This is a genomic window from Treponema primitia, assembly GCF_046533075.1.
GTDB lineage: Bacteria > Spirochaetota > Spirochaetia > Treponematales > Breznakiellaceae > Termitinema > Termitinema primitia_B.
In genome coordinates this window covers 37,736-54,163 of sequence record NZ_JAJQRB010000074.1, presented here as the reverse complement: position 1 = coordinate 54,163, position 16,428 = coordinate 37,736, and the positions used below count along the sequence as shown (strand labels likewise).

The window sequence follows — 16,428 nt, the reverse complement described above, 5'->3', positions numbered from 1 at the left end:
ACTAAAGTTCGCTCGAACTAAAGTTCGCTCGAACTAAAGTTCGCTCGAAGTTCGCTCGAACTAAAGTTCGCTCGAACTAAAGTTCGCTCGAACTAAAGTTCGCTCGAACTAAAGTTCGCTACATTTTCTCTACTTGCAAAAGGTCTACCTCTACCGGGGTATTGCGGCCGAAAATCCCGACCATAACCTTAAGCTTGTTCTTTTCCTGGTTGACCTCTTCGATGGTCCCCGTAAAGGACTCAAAGGGTCCGTCAATAATCTTAACCTGTTCGCCTGCGGCGAAACTCTGCCGGGCGCGGACGGGCCGTTCTCCCTTAATCTCCCCGGATTTCTGCAAAATCCCCCGGGCTTCGTCCCCGGTCAAGGGCTGGGGCTTCTTATCCGCCGGGGTTCCCACAAAGCCGGTAACCCCCTGAATCTTCTTAATCTTCGAACAGGGCGCCTTCCACTCCAGGTCCGGAAGGTCCATTTCTACCAGGATATACCCGGGCAGAAACTTCCGGGTCAGGGTCCGCTTCTTCCCATCCTTGACTTCCACCACCTCTTCGGAGGGCACCTTTACATCACGGACGACCTCTTTATCGAGATCTCCCGCAGCGGTCATCATGCGGATGGTTTTTTCTATTTTGTTTTCATATCCGGAATAGGTATGAAGCACGTACCAACCCGTAGCCATATTGTACCTTTTTTGCCCTCTTTGTTAAAATATTGCCTGTACGCCCAGAAGCAGAAGCACATCCACCAGCCCAAGAACTGCAGCGAATAAAACGGTAGAAATAAGTACCACCTTCACGGAGCTGACAACATCCTCCTTGCTCGGCCATACGACCTTGCGGAGTTCTGCGTAGGATTCCTTGATAAACTGAACTATCTTGCGCATGTCACCTTCTCCTTCTCAAATCAGCCTGGTCACACAGGCCCTTCGAAGCCTACTGCGCCTTCCATTTCATTCCAGGCGCTCGGCTTCCCCTCCGGCCCTCAACATCCTGTTTCGGGCCTCCGGGCCGGGGTCTGCCCCTGTCGGGCGCATCCATGCGCCCTTTTCCTCCCGTTGGTCGGCGGGGCAGACCCTTCGAAGCCTACTGCGCCTTCCATTTCATTCCAGGCGCAGTAGGCTTCGAACCCACGACCTGCGGTTTTGGAGACCGCTGCTCTACCAACTGAGCTATACGCCTCTGAGCTGCAACTACTTAACCTTTGTTTCCTTGTGCAGGGTATGCTTCCGGTCAAAGGGGCAATATTTACTGAATTCCAGCTTTTCCTGGATATTCCGACGGTTTTTTGAGGTCGTATAATTTTTCCGCTTGCATTCAGTACATTGCAGGGCAATAAGCTCCACCGCTGTCTTTTTACTCGCCATGTCTCTTCCTCCTACCTACCAGCCCTCGAACAGAATCGAACTGTTGACCTTATCCTTACCATGGATATGCTCTGCCAACTGAGCTACAAGGGCATCACCCGAGCATTTTACCGGACCTCCGGTCCGCAGGTTCTGGTAGGTTACCAAAAACCTCTATCTGTGTCAATAGATTAGCAGCTAAAAACTCAAACTATTAATCCCCCTATGCCTAAAAACAGCAAAAGGAGGGAACCGAGGACAATATTAGCTAAGTATAGCGAAAACAGGGGGTTTTGGCAATGGGGCGGCTTAGCGGCTAACAGGGAGGGAAGAAACCAGACTATAAAGGCAGATTGGAGGAGAAAATGACAGCACGCAAATGACACAGCAGTTTCCCCCTCGGCGGAAGCCACTAGCGGGGTGATCTTTGTCACTTTTTTTTGGCATGACTAAAGCAAAATCCACCCTCGATCCCTTAAGAGGTTTAAAGCGGACAATCTGCGCCGCCATCAAACCACAGCCAAGGGGGTAATATAGCATGGCCATCCACAACGCCAAGGACAACAGCTTTAAGCTCATCCTGGGCAACCACCAGCTTTTTGTCGAATTTTTGCGGGATTATCTGAATATCGAGCTGCTCAAGGATGTTCAGCCCGAGGACATCGAGGACATGAGCGAACGATTCCTGCCGCTTTTCCAAGACAACCAGGACTCGGACACGGTCAAGCGGATCAACCTCAAGGGCGAACCACCCTTCTTTGTCATAGCCCTGCTGGAGTACGAGTCCAAGGTGAATTTCAGGTCGAGCTTCAAGATGCTCCAGTACATTTGCCTTATCCTGGATAACTACGAAAAAGAAATCAACAAGGAGCAAGAGGGCGCCAGCGCAAAGAAGGGTTTCCGGTATCCGCCGGTACTGCCTATCGTTTTCTATGACGGAACGGACCCTTGGACGGCGGAGCTGAACTTCCTGGACCGGACCGCCCTGAACCAGGTGTTCCAAAAGTACATCCCCAAGTTTGAATACCTTCTGGTGGACCTGAACCGGTACGCGCCGGAGGATCTGGTCCGGTTTGGCGACGCGTTGTCCCTGATCATGCTGATAGACAAGCTGGAAACCTGGGACGGGGAGTCACTTCTGAGTAAGATACCCCCTGACTACCTCGAACGGATGGCGTTGAAAATCCCCAAGGAATTGACTAGACTGATAACGGATGTGATGAGCACCCTGTTGAATCGGCTTAAGTTTCCCAAGGAGGAGACGCGGATCGTGACCAATTATTTCACCGGGAAGGAGGAACGGGGCATGTTTGAGCATGTGGTGGAAAAGGTGCTGGAAGACAGACGCCGCGCCAGAGAGGAAGGCGAGAGGGTAGGCAAGGAGGAAAAAGCCCTGGAAGACGCACGAAATTTCCTTGGGATGGGATTGAGCCCGGAGCAAGTTGCCAAAGGGACCGGACTTGACCTTGCAACTGTCAAAAATATTTCCTCACAATAGGGGGGGTGCTTTAGATAGTCAGAAATTTAAGTCGCCAAAGCGGCGATCTTTTCCCGAACCAGCTCACCGATAATTTCAGTTGGTGTTTTATGTGCCGCAATTGCCTTGGTCAAGAGGTAGTCCTCTGAAAGGCGGTCGATCGCCACCATGCGGAAGCCCTGCTGGGTTGTGACGCCGCCTTTGGAGGGATCGGTGACTGGCAAATGCTCGGTATAATATTCATCCAGGGCTTCCCCTTCTTTGTCGGTAATGTCTTGCATACAGTTCTCCTATTCGGCTTCAAAAAGCGGCTCCAGGCCCTTCACCTCACCCATTGCAATGCCTTCGTCTTTGGCGCTTTCTCCTTGTAATCTGCTATCAGGGGATTAATCCTGGGGAAAGAACGATTCAGGAGCTGCCGAGGAATTTTTTGATAGCCCCAAGGGGAACGGCGTACAGCTTGGAATCTATCTCGACCATAAAGGGTTCGTTTTTCTTCCGGTTCGAAAAATCTATAATTCACTGAAAGCTCTTATAATTGGAATCATATCCATCCCCTGAACATCAATTTTTATAATCAAATCATACCCAAATTTTGCCTGATAATCACAAAGGCTTAAATCCGCCAGTTTTGCCTCTGTCATATTTCATACTGCTTATACACAGCTTCCAGTGCTTGAACTACATTTTTTGTAATATCCCCGGAAAAACGGTCTAAAAGTTTTTTGGTCTCGTCATCTAGGACAATTTCTCCCTTAAACAGCTCGTAAACCTCCACCTCAAGCCCCCTGGAAAGGCAAAATAAGGTCTCGGCTTTGGGGAACTGTAACCCCCGTTCTATGGTACTCAAAAAGGTGATGGAAATCCCGGCCCTTTCGGCCAAATCGGCTTGGGATAACTGCCGGTGAGCCCGAAAAAACTTGATATTTCTGCCTAAGGCATCCTTTATGTCTTGTCCCCCCATTCAACCCATCCTTAACGTTCTACCTTATTAAACTACAAGATAGATAGCTTGACAAAAAACGGAATGTTTTATAGTATAGAACGAAATGTTTTATACTGATGGTATTAAACGTACAAGACTAAGGTCATTTTAAGACTAAAGTATGAAAAACCGACTTTAAGCGCCATTGTGGCAAGTCGGTGGGGTTTAGCCACATCAGGGGTACCCCGGATAAGTGACCAGAAAGGAGCTCTCTAGGGAGCTACTGAACCGGATTGTACCATGGAAGACAGCAGCAAGGCGAGTTAAAATTTTTATCCGTATGGATAAAACAAAAAAGTTCGGTGGGAACTATAAACACAAAGGAATATTTTATGAAAAAACATATTATGTTGGTATTAGCAATCTTTTACATGTTTATTTTGTCTTCTCATTTGTTTGCATTTGATTTATGGAATGGGTTAAATACAGACATGACAAAAGATCAAGTGGTACTTAAAGCAAGAGAGGTTCTAAGGGTTACAAATCCTAATCAAGAATCTTTCGGCGCAAAACTGGATATTTTTAATTTAGATAAAGCAAATTTGAATAACCAATTTCCGGAGAATTTAGTCGAAATAGATTTATCATCACCATTGCCAGATTATATACACGTGTATTATCTAAATGATCCAATACCAAATGTATCCATTTTTTTTTCCAACAATAAACTGCTTGCCGTCCGTACACTTTGGGAAATATCTTCTGCCCAGTTGTTTGAAATGATAAAAAGCCAAAAGGGAAACCCTACAGAAATTATAATAGCGACTAATAATTTTAATGGGGTTAGCCTTCCCTGTTATATATGGGAAGAATCAGAGAAAGTTACCTATTGCACAGGGAAAAATATGTGCGTAGTAAACAAACAGCTAATAAAAAAATAAGGGAACAGGGAGACAACGGACCGAAGGTGCAATGTTCTCCCTATGGAGGTTAAAATGAATCAATTGGACAACCTTATCCGGGAAATTATCAATTCCATTCCGGGTAAACATATCTTTGATACACATATGGTTATTCAAAAGCTCATACAAAAATATACCAATGACTATCTGGTAAATGCCCAGCCTTTCTCAACCATTGAGTCATATCATGGGCATATTGGTAAGTCAATTGTCAAATATCAAAATATTTTAGTTGAAGACCTCGGGGTAGCCTATTCAAAAAATATTAAAGATGATTTTTCTGAATGTGAATGTTGGAGAAAAATATGAAAAATATAATAGGCATTTTTCTCCTGACCTGTATGACCTTTTTATTAAGTAGCTGTAACAGTCTTTATACCCTCTTCTTAAAACCATTTTATCCATACCGCCAAATAAAACCCGGCTATGAAGAGAGAATAATTAGTACAGAGAAAGTGTTTAAACCCAAGAGAAATCCTACCCCGTTATTTAGATATATTGAAGATAATAGCTTGATAGGAATTGAGCTGAGTTATTCACAATCCATGGAAGAATACGAAGTTTCTACCGTTCAAACTTATAAATTCTTCTATGAAGGGCAGGATATTCATACAGGACGCTTTGAAAATGTAAGGGAATCCGAACGTCAAAAAGAAGGTGCGCCAAAAAAACGGGAAATATTGACAGAAAACAAAAAAACAGAAACAGTATTACCGCCAATTGGTACGGAGGTTGTTATAATCATCGGAAACTCCAGGAATTCTCCCAGGGTTTCTTCTTTGTCAAGTGAAGGGGGAATCTTGCTGTTTACTGAAGAACTCCAGGCAAAAATTCTAATGGCTGGTACTTCTATAGATAATTTTTCCAATTGCAGTATTGGAATTCCTTCACTTTCTTTACAGTCCATGGTTGATCTCTCTAAAACAAAATTTTTTGAAAAAGCACATTCTGATACCCAGGCTTTAATCGCTTCATTACCCCAATCCGTCATAAATAGCCCAAGTACCTGCGAGGCATTTGCAAAGGCCCTAGTGGCATTAAAACCAAAAATGAAATATCCATTTCAGAATAGGCTATTGGTTGAAATACTTAGCGATAAGCTCAATATATTCCTTAAACAATTGGAGTTGGAGAAAGTCCCTCTGGTTGATGTTTTCCCGGAATTCTTTATTCAAGGGGAAATAACCGATACCTCTGAAAATAGCAATGCTTTAACATATTCAATATGGGGTATAGCACAGCCGCTTCCTATGAACCTGACAACGGTTCAGTCTAATGGTTACAGAGATGTAAGGAGCAACTTAACTGTTGTACTACGAAAAAATATTACGACAGAAACGATTTCCCGAACAGGAACAACCATAATAATGCACGGTGGATTTTACTATGTAACCCGCGAATATGGGACTAATGTAAGCGGGCAGCGTGTACCCGTTTTTCTTTATTGCAACGATATTTCTCAAGTACCGGGTGCTGGAGAACGTGGCACACGGCTTAATTCACTCAATACACAGATTGCTTCGGTAAAAGAAATTTATTCCAGATATGAGGAACAGCTAAAATAAACATAGTAAGAATGATGGCGTTATACCGGCCCAAAAAACCGATGGCAACAGCTTTTCTCAGTGGCAGTAAGTCTGATGTCCAGGACAGGGTTTGAGGAACCCTTCGATGTTTCTTTGATCCCCAGGGCCTTAGATTACACCCAGGAAAAATTCGCCGTGATTATTAGACAAAATTTTTATAGTCAAATCATACCCAAATTTTGCCTGATAATCACGGCCAACAAGGGGGCGAGGGGAGAAGGCTTAGCACGAAAAGCGCCTAGCGGCTATAATTGCTCAACTTCTTCTAGGGTAAGGCCGGTATCTACGGCAACCTGGGCAACATCGAAATGACCGTAGACCCGGATACCCATGAGCATTGGCGGCAGGAATATCACCTTGCCCGGCTCTTTACTACCCAGGATATCAAGGGAATTGAGCGCCGTTATAGGGATCTGCAACCTACCTGGCAAATTTCCCTTCTTAGCAAGAATCTTCATGGTGACAATGCTCTGGTCCACCGGTTCCGCTATTATGACAAGGAAAATAACTTGCCATTTGATGGGCTGACCTCTATAATTGACATTGAATTGTTGAAGGCGGAACAGTTCCTGGCCAAGCCGGTTCCTGCAATGACGACCATAGAACGGTGGGCGGTGTTCTTCCGGTATATCCAGGACCCCATATATCGGGATTTGATTAACGAGATACTAAACTACGAGGAGGCAATATCCATGGCAACGGCGGAACTTTTGACCGTGAGTGAGGATGAGATAATGCGGGCTCGGCTTGAGCACGAACTCAAGAACGAACTGGATTGGCAGAGCGGTATGACAAACGCAAGACTGGCTGGTTTACAGGAAGGAGAAGCCGTAGGGGAGAAGCGGGGAGAGAAACGGGGAGAGAAACGGGCTGAAAAGAAATACGCAGGAATACTCCGGGAGAAGGACACGGCGCTCCAGGAAAAAGACAGAAAAATCCAGACTTTGGAACAGGAATTGCGGCAGGCGGTTCAAAATTTGCATAACCGGGCTGACGGCTAAGAAAAGTATCCGGGCAAAACTGCTATCGTATTCTACTCCCGGTCAGATTCTTCCATAATTGACACGAAACGGTTGACCAGCGTTATTAAACTGTGGGTTTCGTCTTCGCCAAAGCGTTTGATAATTTCCGTAAGCCGTTTTTCGGTTTTTCGCTGCGTCTTTTCAATAAATTGAGTTCCCTTTTCGGTGAGGGAAAGTACAATACATCTCCGGTTTTCTTTGTTCGTTTCACGGGTTAAAAAACCCCTTTTTTCGAGGGAAGCAAGCATTTGCGAAACCGCAGGTTTTGTAACCGATAGTTCGTTCCTGATTTTTTCACAACTCAAATCTCCGTTGTGCTCCTTAATATAATAGAGCAAGGTAAATGACGCGAGGTTCATCTCGTCTTCCTTAGGAAGAACAGCGGGGCGGAACGTATTGGTAAATTTTTTTAGCATGAAAAGAGAACGGAGTAATTCATTATGCAGTTCATTTTTCATGATGCTTTAACTCCTTTAACAGGCCGCGTACCAAAAAAAGGGCAATTACGGTGGTAGCTATATCGGCAACGGGTTGTGAAAATACAAACCCTTCGAACCCCCAAAAATGATTAAACACATAAACGAGGGGTATATAAAACAAACACTGTCTCCCCAGGGATACTATCGTTCCCAGTACCGGCTTTCCAAGGGCTTGGAACGTTACCATAATCGTCATCTGAATGCCCAAAACAGGAAGCCCAAATAAAAAAGCGTGTAGAAAGCTTGCTCCCGCCGTAATTGTTTGGGCGTCATTGATAAAAAGCGCAATGATGCTGCGCCCCGCCAGGGCAAAGGCGCCGACGAAAAACAGCGCCAAAGCGGTGGTATACATAAAAGTTATCTTCATGCCCTTTTTGAGACGCCCATAGTTTTTAGCCCCGTAATTAAATCCGGCAAAGGGCTGGTAACCCATGGCCAGGGCCATTATCAGCATAAAACTTAAACTTTCAACCCGTATGGTAACTCCCATACCGGCAATTACCATATCGCCGTAGCTTGCGGCCATAAGATTCCGTACCGCCATCGCAAGGCTCATCACGATGTTTGAAAGCGCCGCGGGTAGTCCGATTTTGAGAATTTCTCCGTATATCTTCCCGGAGGGCTTAAAATCCCGGGGATGTATCGAAAGCATGGTATGGGGGGACATAAAACACCAAAGGAGATACACCAGTGAAGCGGCCTGTCCTATCACGGTGGCCCATGCCGCGCCTGCGGTTCCCATATTAAAAACCAAAATAAACACCGGATCAAGAATGATGTTAATGATTATGCCGATGAGCGTACCAATCATTGCCTTATCGGTGGCGCCTTCACTTCTGATTTGTCCCGATAAGGAAATATTGAGCAGCGCAATGACGATAAACGCAGAAATTATCGTAAAATAACTATCGGCGTAGGGAAACGTTACGTCACTCGTTCCGATGACGTGCAAAATCGACTTACGGAACAGAAGCAGGACAATTGTAATAACCACGCCTGCGAGGATGGTTGTGTAAAAAGATACCGCGTTGGTACGTTTTGCGATTTCCGCTTCCCGCGCGCCGAGCATACGGGAGATATAACTTGAGGCCCCTACGCCGAATATATTCCCCACACCCTGGGATACCATAAAAAGCGGCATTGCCAGCGAAATACCCGCTACCATGTTCGGGTCCCCGGTTTGTCCGATAAAAAACGTATCGGTCATATTGTAGACCAACTGGGCAATCATGCTGAACATCATCGGGAGGGCAAGCCGGATAATACTGACCCAAACCGGCGTTGATTCCATTAAATGTAAGTTCCTGTTACCCGTCTGCGCCGCCATTGTTTACTCCGCAATTGTTAAAATCTTAAAAATTAAGCTATTAACTTTAAGGTACAATAAATCGCTTACCAAGACAAGGGGTAGATCCTCCCTGCTGTTGGTCTTAGTATCTAGATAGAAGGAGTTGTCATGTCCACTCATATTGCGGCAAAATCCGGGGACATCGCCGAGGCGATTCTGCTGCCCGGCGACCCCCTGCGGGCAAAGTTTATTGCGGAAAATTTCCTGGAAGAACCGGTTCAGTATACCGGGGTGCGGAATATGCTTGGGTATACCGGAATCTACCGGGGGAAACGGGTATCCGTACAGGGGACAGGGATGGGGATTCCTTCAATTTCTATCTACGTTAATGAGCTGTTCCGGGATTACCATGTCCGCCGGGCCATACGTATCGGGACGGCGGGGGCTATACTGCCGGAACTTAAGCTCCGGGATCTGGTTATAGCCATGTCGGCATCCACCGATTCGGGGGCCAACAACCAACGCTTTGGGGGAAGAAACTTCGCCCCCACCGCGGCCTTCAGCCTCCTCAAGACCGCATACGACACGGCAGCCGCCAGGGGTTGGCAGCCTAAGGTGGGATCCATTGTTTCAACGGATATGTTTTACGCCGAGGACCCCGGGGATTGGAAACTTTGGGCAAAATTCGGCGTTATGGCGGTGGAAATGGAGACGGCGGAACTCTACACCCTGGCGGCCAAATACGGCCGGGAAGCCCTGTCATTGCTAACCATCTCGGACAGCCTGGTCTCAGGCGAGACGACCAGCGCCGAGGAACGGCAAACCGCCTTTACCGGGATGATGGAGGTAGCCTTGGAAACGGCTATCTCCTGAGGGCAGCTATGGCTATCAACAAGGCAATGCGGGCGGCGCTCAAAACAATAGCCTACCTGAACCTGAATGTGGATATCAAAAAAAGCTATAAGGTTGAACGGCATTTTGAAAACCTGGGTGCCAGGTTACGCCCCTTACCGACGGAATACTCCGTCTGGGACCATGTTGTCAGCTCCGGGGATTACGAGATACCGGTGCGGGTTTTCCTGCCCAAAAAGGGGAAGCCCCGGCGGCTCCTGCTGTTTTTCCACGGCGGCGGCTGGGTCCTGGGGAGTATTGAAAGCTATACCGAGATGTGTAGCCGTTTGGCAGGGGCCAGCTCCAGTATCGTGGTTTCCGTAGATTACCGGCTTGCCCCGGAATACCGGTTCCCCACGGCCCCGGAGGACTGCTACGCCGTGGCCCGGGAACTGTTTCTGGGAAACGGTCTTTTGCACGTGGACCCTTCCAATATAACAATCATCGGCGACAGTGCCGGGGGAAATCTTGCGGCGGCGGTTTCCCTCATGGCCCGGGACCGGGGGGAATTTTTGCCGCCCCGCCAAATACTGCTCTACCCCGCCACCGCCGCGGACCACAGCGAAAATTCACCCTTTGAGTCCATACGGACCAACGGATATGATTATCTTTTAACTTCAAAAAGAGTTGAAGATATGCTAGAATTGTATAAGGGCTCCGGGGCGGATTCGGTGAACCCCTACTTTGCCCCCCTGGAAGCGGCGGATTTGAGCCGCCAGCCCAGGACCTTGATTATCACCGCCGAGTATTGCCCCCTCCGGGATGAGGGGGAATTTTATGGAAAGAGGCTGGAAACAGCGGGGAATCAGGTGGAGCTTTACCGGATGAAGGATGCTTTCCACGGCTATATGATGCTGCCGCCCCATTTTGTTCATGTAAAAAAGACTTACGAATTGATCAATAACTTTTTGGATAATTAGGGGGGCCCGTGTATTCCGCAAAATGGCACCGGCTTGATAATGCCGCAAAGATCTTTCCCCCAAGCACTACCAAGGATGATACCAAGGTTTTCCGTTTCTGCTGCGAACTCCATGAGGATGTGGACGCAGAAACCCTGCAGCGTGCCCTCAATACAAGCCTTGAACAGTTCCCCTTTTACCGCTTCATCATACGCAGGGGCTTCTTTTGGTACTACTTTGAAAAAAGCGATATACAGCCCCAGGTACGGGAGGAATATAAACCCCCCTGCGCCCCCCTGTACGATGCAAACCGGACAAACCTGCTTTTTGAACTGAACTTTTACAGAAAACGTATTAATTTTGAACTCTACCATGCCCTGTCCGACGGAATGGGGGCCCTACAGTTTCTCAAAACCATTGTCTATTACTATCTCCTTGAAAAGCACCGGGGAATTATTGATAAAAATATCCGCATGGAGGATAATAACGCTTCGAATGAACAAAGAAGCGGGGACGCCTTTGATAAATACTATTCAAGGGGGAAATCCGTTAAAATCCCCAAACTGCCCCTTGCCTACAGAATCAAGGGCGAACGATTTCCCGAATCCCGGCTTGGCATTATTGAAGGCCATATTTCCGCCGCAGCGTTACTGCAAAAAACCCATGAATACCATGCCACCATGGGGGAATTTCTTTCCGCCCTGCTTATTTGTTCCATCCACGACGGTATGAAGGTCCGGGATGAAAACCGGCCGGTCTCCCTCACTATTCCTGTGGATCTGCGGCGCTATTTTGCCACCCCCACGGCGCGGAATTTTTTCAGCGTTATCAATGTATCCCATAATTTTTCCACCCAGGGGAAAAATTTTGAGGATGTCCTGGCCCAGGTACGGCAGTCCTTTGAGGCCCAGTTAGGACCGGAAAAAATCTATGAACGGCTGAATCAGCTAAGCTCTTTGGAACATGCCCTGCCCATCAAGGTGGTTCCCCTGGCGGTAAAGGTTCCGGTTCTCAAGAATGCGGCATGGAAGGCGGCAAGGGAAGACAGCGCAGCCTTTTCCAATATCGGAAAAATAACCATGCCCGCGGAAATGGCCCCCCATATACGTTCATTCTGCATGACCACCTGCACGAAACGTCATCAGGTATGTATAACATCCTTTGAGGATAACCTGGTTATCAGTTTTTCATCCCCCTTTATGAGCAGTGATGTTCAAAGGGCCTTTTTTCGTACCCTCAGCGGCTTTGGTTTGGATATTGAAATTGTGTCCAATACGGAAGAACTTGGAGCGCCCCATGCTGTTTTGTCATAAATGCAGGGTTAGGGTTGGGGGAAGTCCCCGCCGCTGCCCCCTCTGCCAGGGGGAACTGTCCGGGGAAGCCGAACCGGATCTGGACGTTTTTCCGGAAATCCCCGTCCTGCCGGCTCCCAACAAGCGGCTCATCAGCTTTATTGCCTTTGGCGCCATCGCTGTGGCGGTTATAACCGTGGCTATCAATATTGCTATCCCCTCAGGGGGTGTATGGTGGTCCCTCTTTGTGATTGCGGGATTGGGCAGTCTCTGGCTTTCCTTCCTGGTTATCAATGGCCAATGGTGGAATATTCCAAAAATAATTTTTCTGCAGCTCCTGGTTATTTCGGTGATGGTTCTCCTCTGGGATTTTTTTACGGGTTTTTATAAATGGTCCCTGAACTTTGTTATCCCCACCCTTTTTAGCTGTTCCATGGTAGCCCTGGCGGTATTTGCCAAGGTCCGCAGGCTGAAGGTAGAGGATTATATCATATTTTTAGGCATCATCAGTGTGTTCAGTATTTTTTCTTTGCTGCTCATCATTTTTCATGTGGTTACCATTGTTTACCCCGCAGTAATCTGCTTTGCCCTTTCCCTGATTTCCCTGGCTTTCCTGCTGGTCTTTGAGGGCCGATCCCTCTGGGAAGAACTGCAGCGGCGGATGCATCTGTAGAACGCATAATGTAAACGATTACATTTTCCTCTTGACAAATTGCCCTTTCGGCCTGATCATTAAGGCAATATGGGAGGTTGTTATGCTTATTGGTATTGATCCGGTTATTAGCCCCGAGCTTTTGGATGCCCTGTTCCGTATGGGCCACGGGGATGAGCTTGTCCTGGCGGACGCTTTTTTCCCCGGTGATTCCTGTAATTCCCGGGTGATCCGGGCGGACGGTATCAAAATTCCCGCTTTGCTGGACGGGATCCTGGCCCTGACAAACCTGGACTACGCGGTACCCCATCCGGTGATGATGATGCAGGTCATGCCCGGGGATACCCTGGACCTTGGGGTAGAAAAATCCTACCGGGCGGTCATTGACCGGCGCTGGCCCGGAACTCCCCCGGTTGAGCGGATTGAACGCTTTGCCTTCTATGAACGGGCTAAAAAGGCTTTCGCCGTGGTTATGACCGGGGAGACCAGGACATACGGGAATATAATCCTGAAAAAAGGGGTTATCCCCCTACAATAAATGAAAGGGCAAACCATACGGGATGTTGCCGCCGCCGCAGGGGTCTCTACCGCTACGGTATCCCGGGCTCTTGCCCCGGATAGTACCGGCAGGGTGTCCGAAAAAACCCGGCTGCGGGTCTCCTTGGCGGTGAAAAAACTGGGATACCGGCCTAACCAAATGGCCCGGAGCCTGAAAACCCGGTCCACAAGGACGGTAGCGATTATTGCCCCGGAACTGTCCAACGACTTTTTCATGGATCTGGCGGAGGGGGTTGAACGGGTACTGGATGCCCAGGGTTATACCATGCTTATTTCCTCTTCGGCAAATTCCGTGGAGGAAGAGCGGAAGCGGATCTCCGTACTGACGGATCGTATGGTGGATGGCATGGTGGTCATCCCCGCGGGAGCCCAGGGGAAACACCTGAAGGCGATCGCCCGGCGGGGATTCCCCTTGGTCCTGGTGGATAGGCTGGTAGAGGGGATCGATCTGGATGCGGTGCTTTCGGATAACGAAGGCGGAGCATTTGACCTTACCGGGCGTCTCCTTTCCGATGGGTTCAAACGTATCGTTTTTGTCGGGGGGAATAACGTCATTTCCAACGCCCGGGAACGGTTTTCCGGTTTTTCCCGGGCGTTGAGGCAGGCGGGGATCAGGACCGAACCGGAGTGGATACGCCTGGCCGGAATGGGGGTGGAGGATGGGTACCAGGGTATGGATACCATGCTCAAGTCCCCGCAAACCTTGGAAGCCCTGGTGGCAGTGAACAGCCTGGTTCACCTGGGGATGGAGCGGAGGCTTCTGGAATGGACCCGTGAAGGGCGGAAACTTCCACCGGTGGTTATAGCCGCTTTTGATGAGACGCGGTATACCCCTTTTTTACCGGCATGCCGGTATACGGCAGCCCAGGATGCGGTAAGCATTGGGGAAAAGGCGGGACAGCGTATCCTTGAACGGATTAGCCTGAAAAAACAAAACCGGAAAACCGGGAGCCGGATTATCCGTATCCCGATAACTATTATTCGTCATTAAGGGGCGGGTTTTTCCACCCCATAAGTTTACAGGAGGCAAAAAATGGCTGATATATCCAGTCTCAAGTTGAATCCCCCGGAGAACCGTTACCGGGGAGCGCTGCCGAAAATCGGCATACGGCCGACCATCGATGGCCGGCGCCGGGGGGTACGGGAATCCCTCGAAATAGTAACCATGGAGTTGGCTAAAGCGGCGGCTAAACTTATCACCGAAAACCTTAGGCACCCCAACGGGCAGCCCATACAGTGTGTAATCGCCGATTCTACCATCGGGGGTGTGGCTGAGGCCGCCGCCTGCGCGGATAAGTTTTCCCGGGAAAATGTACAGGTAACCCTGACGGTAACCCCCTGTTGGTGTTACGGCTCGGAAACCATGGACATGGATCCCACCACTATTAAGGCGGTCTGGGGCTTCAACGGTACCGACCGGCCCGGCGCGGTATACCTGGCGGCGGTTCTGGCCGCCCACAACCAGAAGGGACTCCCCGCCTTTGGTATCTACGGCAGGGATGTGATGGACTTTGCGGATGCCGCCAAGATCCCCAATGATGTGAAGGGCAAGATCCTCAGCTTTATAAAATCCGGCTTGGCCGCTGCATGGATGCGGGGCAAGAGCTACCTATCCATCGGCTCGGTGGCCATGGGTATCGCCGGTTCCATCAGCAACGCCGATTTCTTCCAGGAATACCTGGGGATGCGGAATGAATACGTGGATATGTCCGAACTGGTACGGCGTTTTGAAGAGAAGATCTACTCCGAAGTTGAGTACAAACGGGCCCTGGCCTGGACCCTGGAAAACTGTAAGGTAGGGCCGGACAATAATCCCGCCGAGGAACAGCACAGCCAAAAACAGAAGGACGAAACCTGGAAGACCTGCGTAAAGATGGCCCTCATCGTCCGGGACCTCATGGTTGGGAATCCGGACCTGCGCCGGAAGAAGCTGGACGAGGAAGCCCTGGGGCATAACGCCATCCTGGCCGGTTTCCAGGGTCAACGTCAGTGGACCGACCACTTCCCCAACGGGGACTTCATGGAGGTCATCCTCAACTCGTCCTTTGATTGGAACGGCATTCGCTCCCCCTATGTGGTGGCTACGGAGAATGATGGCCTCAACGGAGTGTCCATGCTCTTCGGCTACCTCCTCACCGGCGCGGCCCAGGTCTTCGCGGACGTGCGGACCTACTGGAGCCCCGCGGCTATTGAGCGGGTTACCGGCTGGAAACCCGAAGGCGGGGCAGCCAACGGCCTTATCCACCTGATCAACTCCGGTTCCGCCGCCATCGACGGCACGGGCAAACAGCGGAAGGACGGGAAAGCCGCCTGGAAGCCCTTCTGGGAGATCAGTCCTGAGGAAGCCGGGGCCTGCCTGGATGCGGTAAGCTGGCGCTACGGCAACCTGGGCTATTTCCGGGGCGGCGGCTATTCCTCGGACTTCATCAGCGAAGGGGGTATGCCCGTAACCATGACCCGGCTTAACCTGGTCAAAGGCCTTGGTCCGGTACTGCAGATTGCCGAAGGCTTTACGGTAACCCTTCCGGATCATGTTCACGACAAGCTGGACCTCCGCACCGATCCCACCTGGCCCACCACCTGGTTTGCCCCGAGGATCACCGGGGAAGAAGGCCCCTTCAAGGACGTCTATTCGGTGATGAACAACTGGGGCGCCAACCACGGGGCAGTTTCCTACGGCCACAACGGCGCGGACCTTATCACCCTGGCGAGCATACTCCGGATCCCCGTGTGTATGCACAATGTGACCGAGGACCGGATCTACCGGCCTAGTTACTGGAATGCTTTTGGTATGGATAAGGAAGGATCTGACTACCGGGCTTGTTCGGCGCTGGGGCCTCTTTATAAGTAAGGGAAACCCGTACTAATCGCATGTACGGGCAGGGGGAGGGGAATGCCTGTCCTCCCCCTGCCCGCCGGTGTTTAGTAGTTTATGGGAAATTATACATTTGATAGACTAGAATATGATATAAAAAATACTTTTCTGTGGATTTTCCGTAAAAAACGCTATTTTCCCTTTGCATTTTTTGCCGATAATAAGTATAACCAATAAGAGGTC

General features: G+C 49.3%; 20 protein-coding genes and 2 tRNA genes. 12 read left to right on the top strand and 10 right to left on the bottom strand.

Annotated elements, in window-relative coordinates:
• Positions 1-118: 118 nt before the first annotated feature.
• The 5 genes from nusG to LQZ19_RS15645 all read right to left on the bottom strand — a co-directional run bounded on the left by nusG (position 119) and on the right by LQZ19_RS15645 (position 1,453).
• Positions 119-676, bottom strand: coding sequence for a transcription termination/antitermination protein NusG (gene nusG, locus LQZ19_RS15665; protein WP_411048623.1), 558 nt, complete (start codon positions 674-676; stop codon positions 119-121).
• A 24-nt stretch (positions 677-700) separates the two neighbouring features.
• Positions 701-880 carry a preprotein translocase subunit SecE gene (gene secE / locus LQZ19_RS15660; RefSeq protein WP_411048622.1) on the bottom strand — a complete coding sequence of 60 codons (180 nt, stop codon included), beginning with the start codon at positions 878-880 and terminating at the stop codon, positions 701-703.
• A 222-nt stretch (positions 881-1,102) separates the two neighbouring features.
• Positions 1,103-1,175: transfer RNA gene (locus LQZ19_RS15655), tRNA-Trp, on the bottom strand.
• 11 nt (positions 1,176-1,186) lie between these two features.
• Complete coding sequence (gene rpmG, locus LQZ19_RS15650; RefSeq protein ID WP_411048621.1) at positions 1,187-1,360, bottom strand: 50S ribosomal protein L33; 174 nt, start codon at positions 1,358-1,360, stop codon at positions 1,187-1,189.
• Positions 1,361-1,380: 20 nt separating this feature from the next.
• Positions 1,381-1,453: transfer RNA gene (locus tag LQZ19_RS15645), tRNA-Thr, on the bottom strand.
• Positions 1,454-1,877: 424 nt separating this feature from the next.
• Between LQZ19_RS15645 and LQZ19_RS15640 the strand changes: the two genes are divergently transcribed.
• Positions 1,878-2,837: an Rpn family recombination-promoting nuclease/putative transposase gene (locus LQZ19_RS15640; RefSeq protein WP_411048620.1), complete on the top strand. Its 960-nt coding sequence runs from the start codon at positions 1,878-1,880 to the stop codon at positions 2,835-2,837.
• Between the two features lie 26 nt (positions 2,838-2,863).
• Here LQZ19_RS15640 and LQZ19_RS15635 read toward each other — a convergent pair whose 3' ends face one another.
• From LQZ19_RS15635 to LQZ19_RS15625, 3 genes are all read right to left on the bottom strand, one after another.
• Complete coding sequence (locus tag LQZ19_RS15635; protein WP_411048619.1) at positions 2,864-3,097, bottom strand: hypothetical protein; 234 nt, start codon at positions 3,095-3,097, stop codon at positions 2,864-2,866.
• A 231-nt stretch (positions 3,098-3,328) separates the two neighbouring features.
• Positions 3,329-3,460 (bottom strand): hypothetical protein, encoded by a 132-nt coding sequence (locus LQZ19_RS15630; protein WP_411048618.1) that lies wholly within the window; start codon positions 3,458-3,460, stop codon positions 3,329-3,331.
• Entirely contained in the window at positions 3,457-3,780 is a 324-nt protein-coding gene (locus tag LQZ19_RS15625) for a helix-turn-helix domain-containing protein (protein WP_411048617.1), read from the bottom strand. The genes LQZ19_RS15630 and LQZ19_RS15625 overlap by 4 nt, the downstream gene beginning before the upstream one ends.
• 353 nt (positions 3,781-4,133) lie before the next feature.
• On the opposite strand from LQZ19_RS15625, the gene LQZ19_RS15620 reads away from it, so the two are divergent.
• From LQZ19_RS15620 to LQZ19_RS15605, 4 genes are all read left to right on the top strand, one after another.
• Positions 4,134-4,682 (top strand): hypothetical protein, encoded by a 549-nt coding sequence (locus tag LQZ19_RS15620; RefSeq protein WP_411048616.1) that lies wholly within the window; start codon positions 4,134-4,136, stop codon positions 4,680-4,682.
• 54 nt (positions 4,683-4,736) lie between these two features.
• The gene (locus LQZ19_RS15615; protein WP_411048615.1) at positions 4,737-5,012 is read left to right on the top strand and encodes a hypothetical protein; all 276 of its coding nucleotides are present in this window, start codon (positions 4,737-4,739) and stop codon (positions 5,010-5,012) included.
• Positions 5,009-6,268, top strand: a complete 1,260-nt coding sequence (locus LQZ19_RS15610) for a hypothetical protein (protein WP_411048614.1) — start codon at positions 5,009-5,011, stop codon at positions 6,266-6,268. Before LQZ19_RS15615 ends, LQZ19_RS15610 begins: the two co-directional genes overlap by 4 nt.
• Before the next feature lie 329 nt (positions 6,269-6,597).
• A complete protein-coding gene (locus LQZ19_RS15605; protein WP_411048613.1) occupies positions 6,598-7,290 on the top strand; it encodes a PD-(D/E)XK nuclease family transposase in 693 nt (230 codons plus the stop codon).
• A 32-nt stretch (positions 7,291-7,322) separates the two neighbouring features.
• On the opposite strand, the gene LQZ19_RS15600 is transcribed toward LQZ19_RS15605, so the two are convergent.
• Positions 7,323-7,769, bottom strand: a complete 447-nt coding sequence (locus LQZ19_RS15600) for a MarR family winged helix-turn-helix transcriptional regulator (RefSeq protein WP_411048612.1) — start codon at positions 7,767-7,769, stop codon at positions 7,323-7,325.
• Positions 7,759-9,117 (bottom strand): MATE family efflux transporter, encoded by a 1,359-nt coding sequence (locus tag LQZ19_RS15595; RefSeq protein WP_411048611.1) that lies wholly within the window; start codon positions 9,115-9,117, stop codon positions 7,759-7,761. Before LQZ19_RS15595 ends, LQZ19_RS15600 begins: the two co-directional genes overlap by 11 nt.
• 129 nt (positions 9,118-9,246) lie before the next feature.
• Between LQZ19_RS15595 and deoD the strand changes: the two genes are divergently transcribed.
• The 7 genes from deoD to LQZ19_RS15560 all read left to right on the top strand — a co-directional run bounded on the left by deoD (position 9,247) and on the right by LQZ19_RS15560 (position 16,221).
• Positions 9,247-9,951 (top strand): purine-nucleoside phosphorylase, encoded by a 705-nt coding sequence (gene deoD / locus LQZ19_RS15590; RefSeq protein ID WP_411048610.1) that lies wholly within the window; start codon positions 9,247-9,249, stop codon positions 9,949-9,951.
• An 8-nt stretch (positions 9,952-9,959) separates the two neighbouring features.
• Complete coding sequence (locus LQZ19_RS15585) at positions 9,960-10,889, top strand: alpha/beta hydrolase (RefSeq protein WP_411048609.1); 930 nt, start codon at positions 9,960-9,962, stop codon at positions 10,887-10,889.
• A gap of 8 nt (positions 10,890-10,897) precedes the next feature.
• Entirely contained in the window at positions 10,898-12,181 is a 1,284-nt protein-coding gene (locus LQZ19_RS15580; protein WP_411048608.1) for a hypothetical protein, read from the top strand.
• Positions 12,165-12,833: a DUF6320 domain-containing protein gene (locus LQZ19_RS15575; protein WP_411048607.1), complete on the top strand. Its 669-nt coding sequence runs from the start codon at positions 12,165-12,167 to the stop codon at positions 12,831-12,833. Before LQZ19_RS15580 ends, LQZ19_RS15575 begins: the two co-directional genes overlap by 17 nt.
• Before the next feature lie 82 nt (positions 12,834-12,915).
• On the top strand, positions 12,916-13,350 hold the full coding sequence (fucU, locus tag LQZ19_RS15570) for an L-fucose mutarotase (RefSeq protein ID WP_411048606.1): 435 nt from the start codon (positions 12,916-12,918) through the stop codon (positions 13,348-13,350).
• A complete protein-coding gene (locus LQZ19_RS15565; protein ID WP_411048605.1) occupies positions 13,351-14,361 on the top strand; it encodes a LacI family DNA-binding transcriptional regulator in 1,011 nt (336 codons plus the stop codon). It abuts the gene before it with no gap.
• Positions 14,362-14,403: 42 nt separating this feature from the next.
• Positions 14,404-16,221 carry an L-fucose isomerase gene (locus LQZ19_RS15560; RefSeq protein WP_411048604.1) on the top strand — a complete coding sequence of 606 codons (1,818 nt, stop codon included), beginning with the start codon at positions 14,404-14,406 and terminating at the stop codon, positions 16,219-16,221.
• Positions 16,222-16,428: the final 207 nt, after the last annotated feature.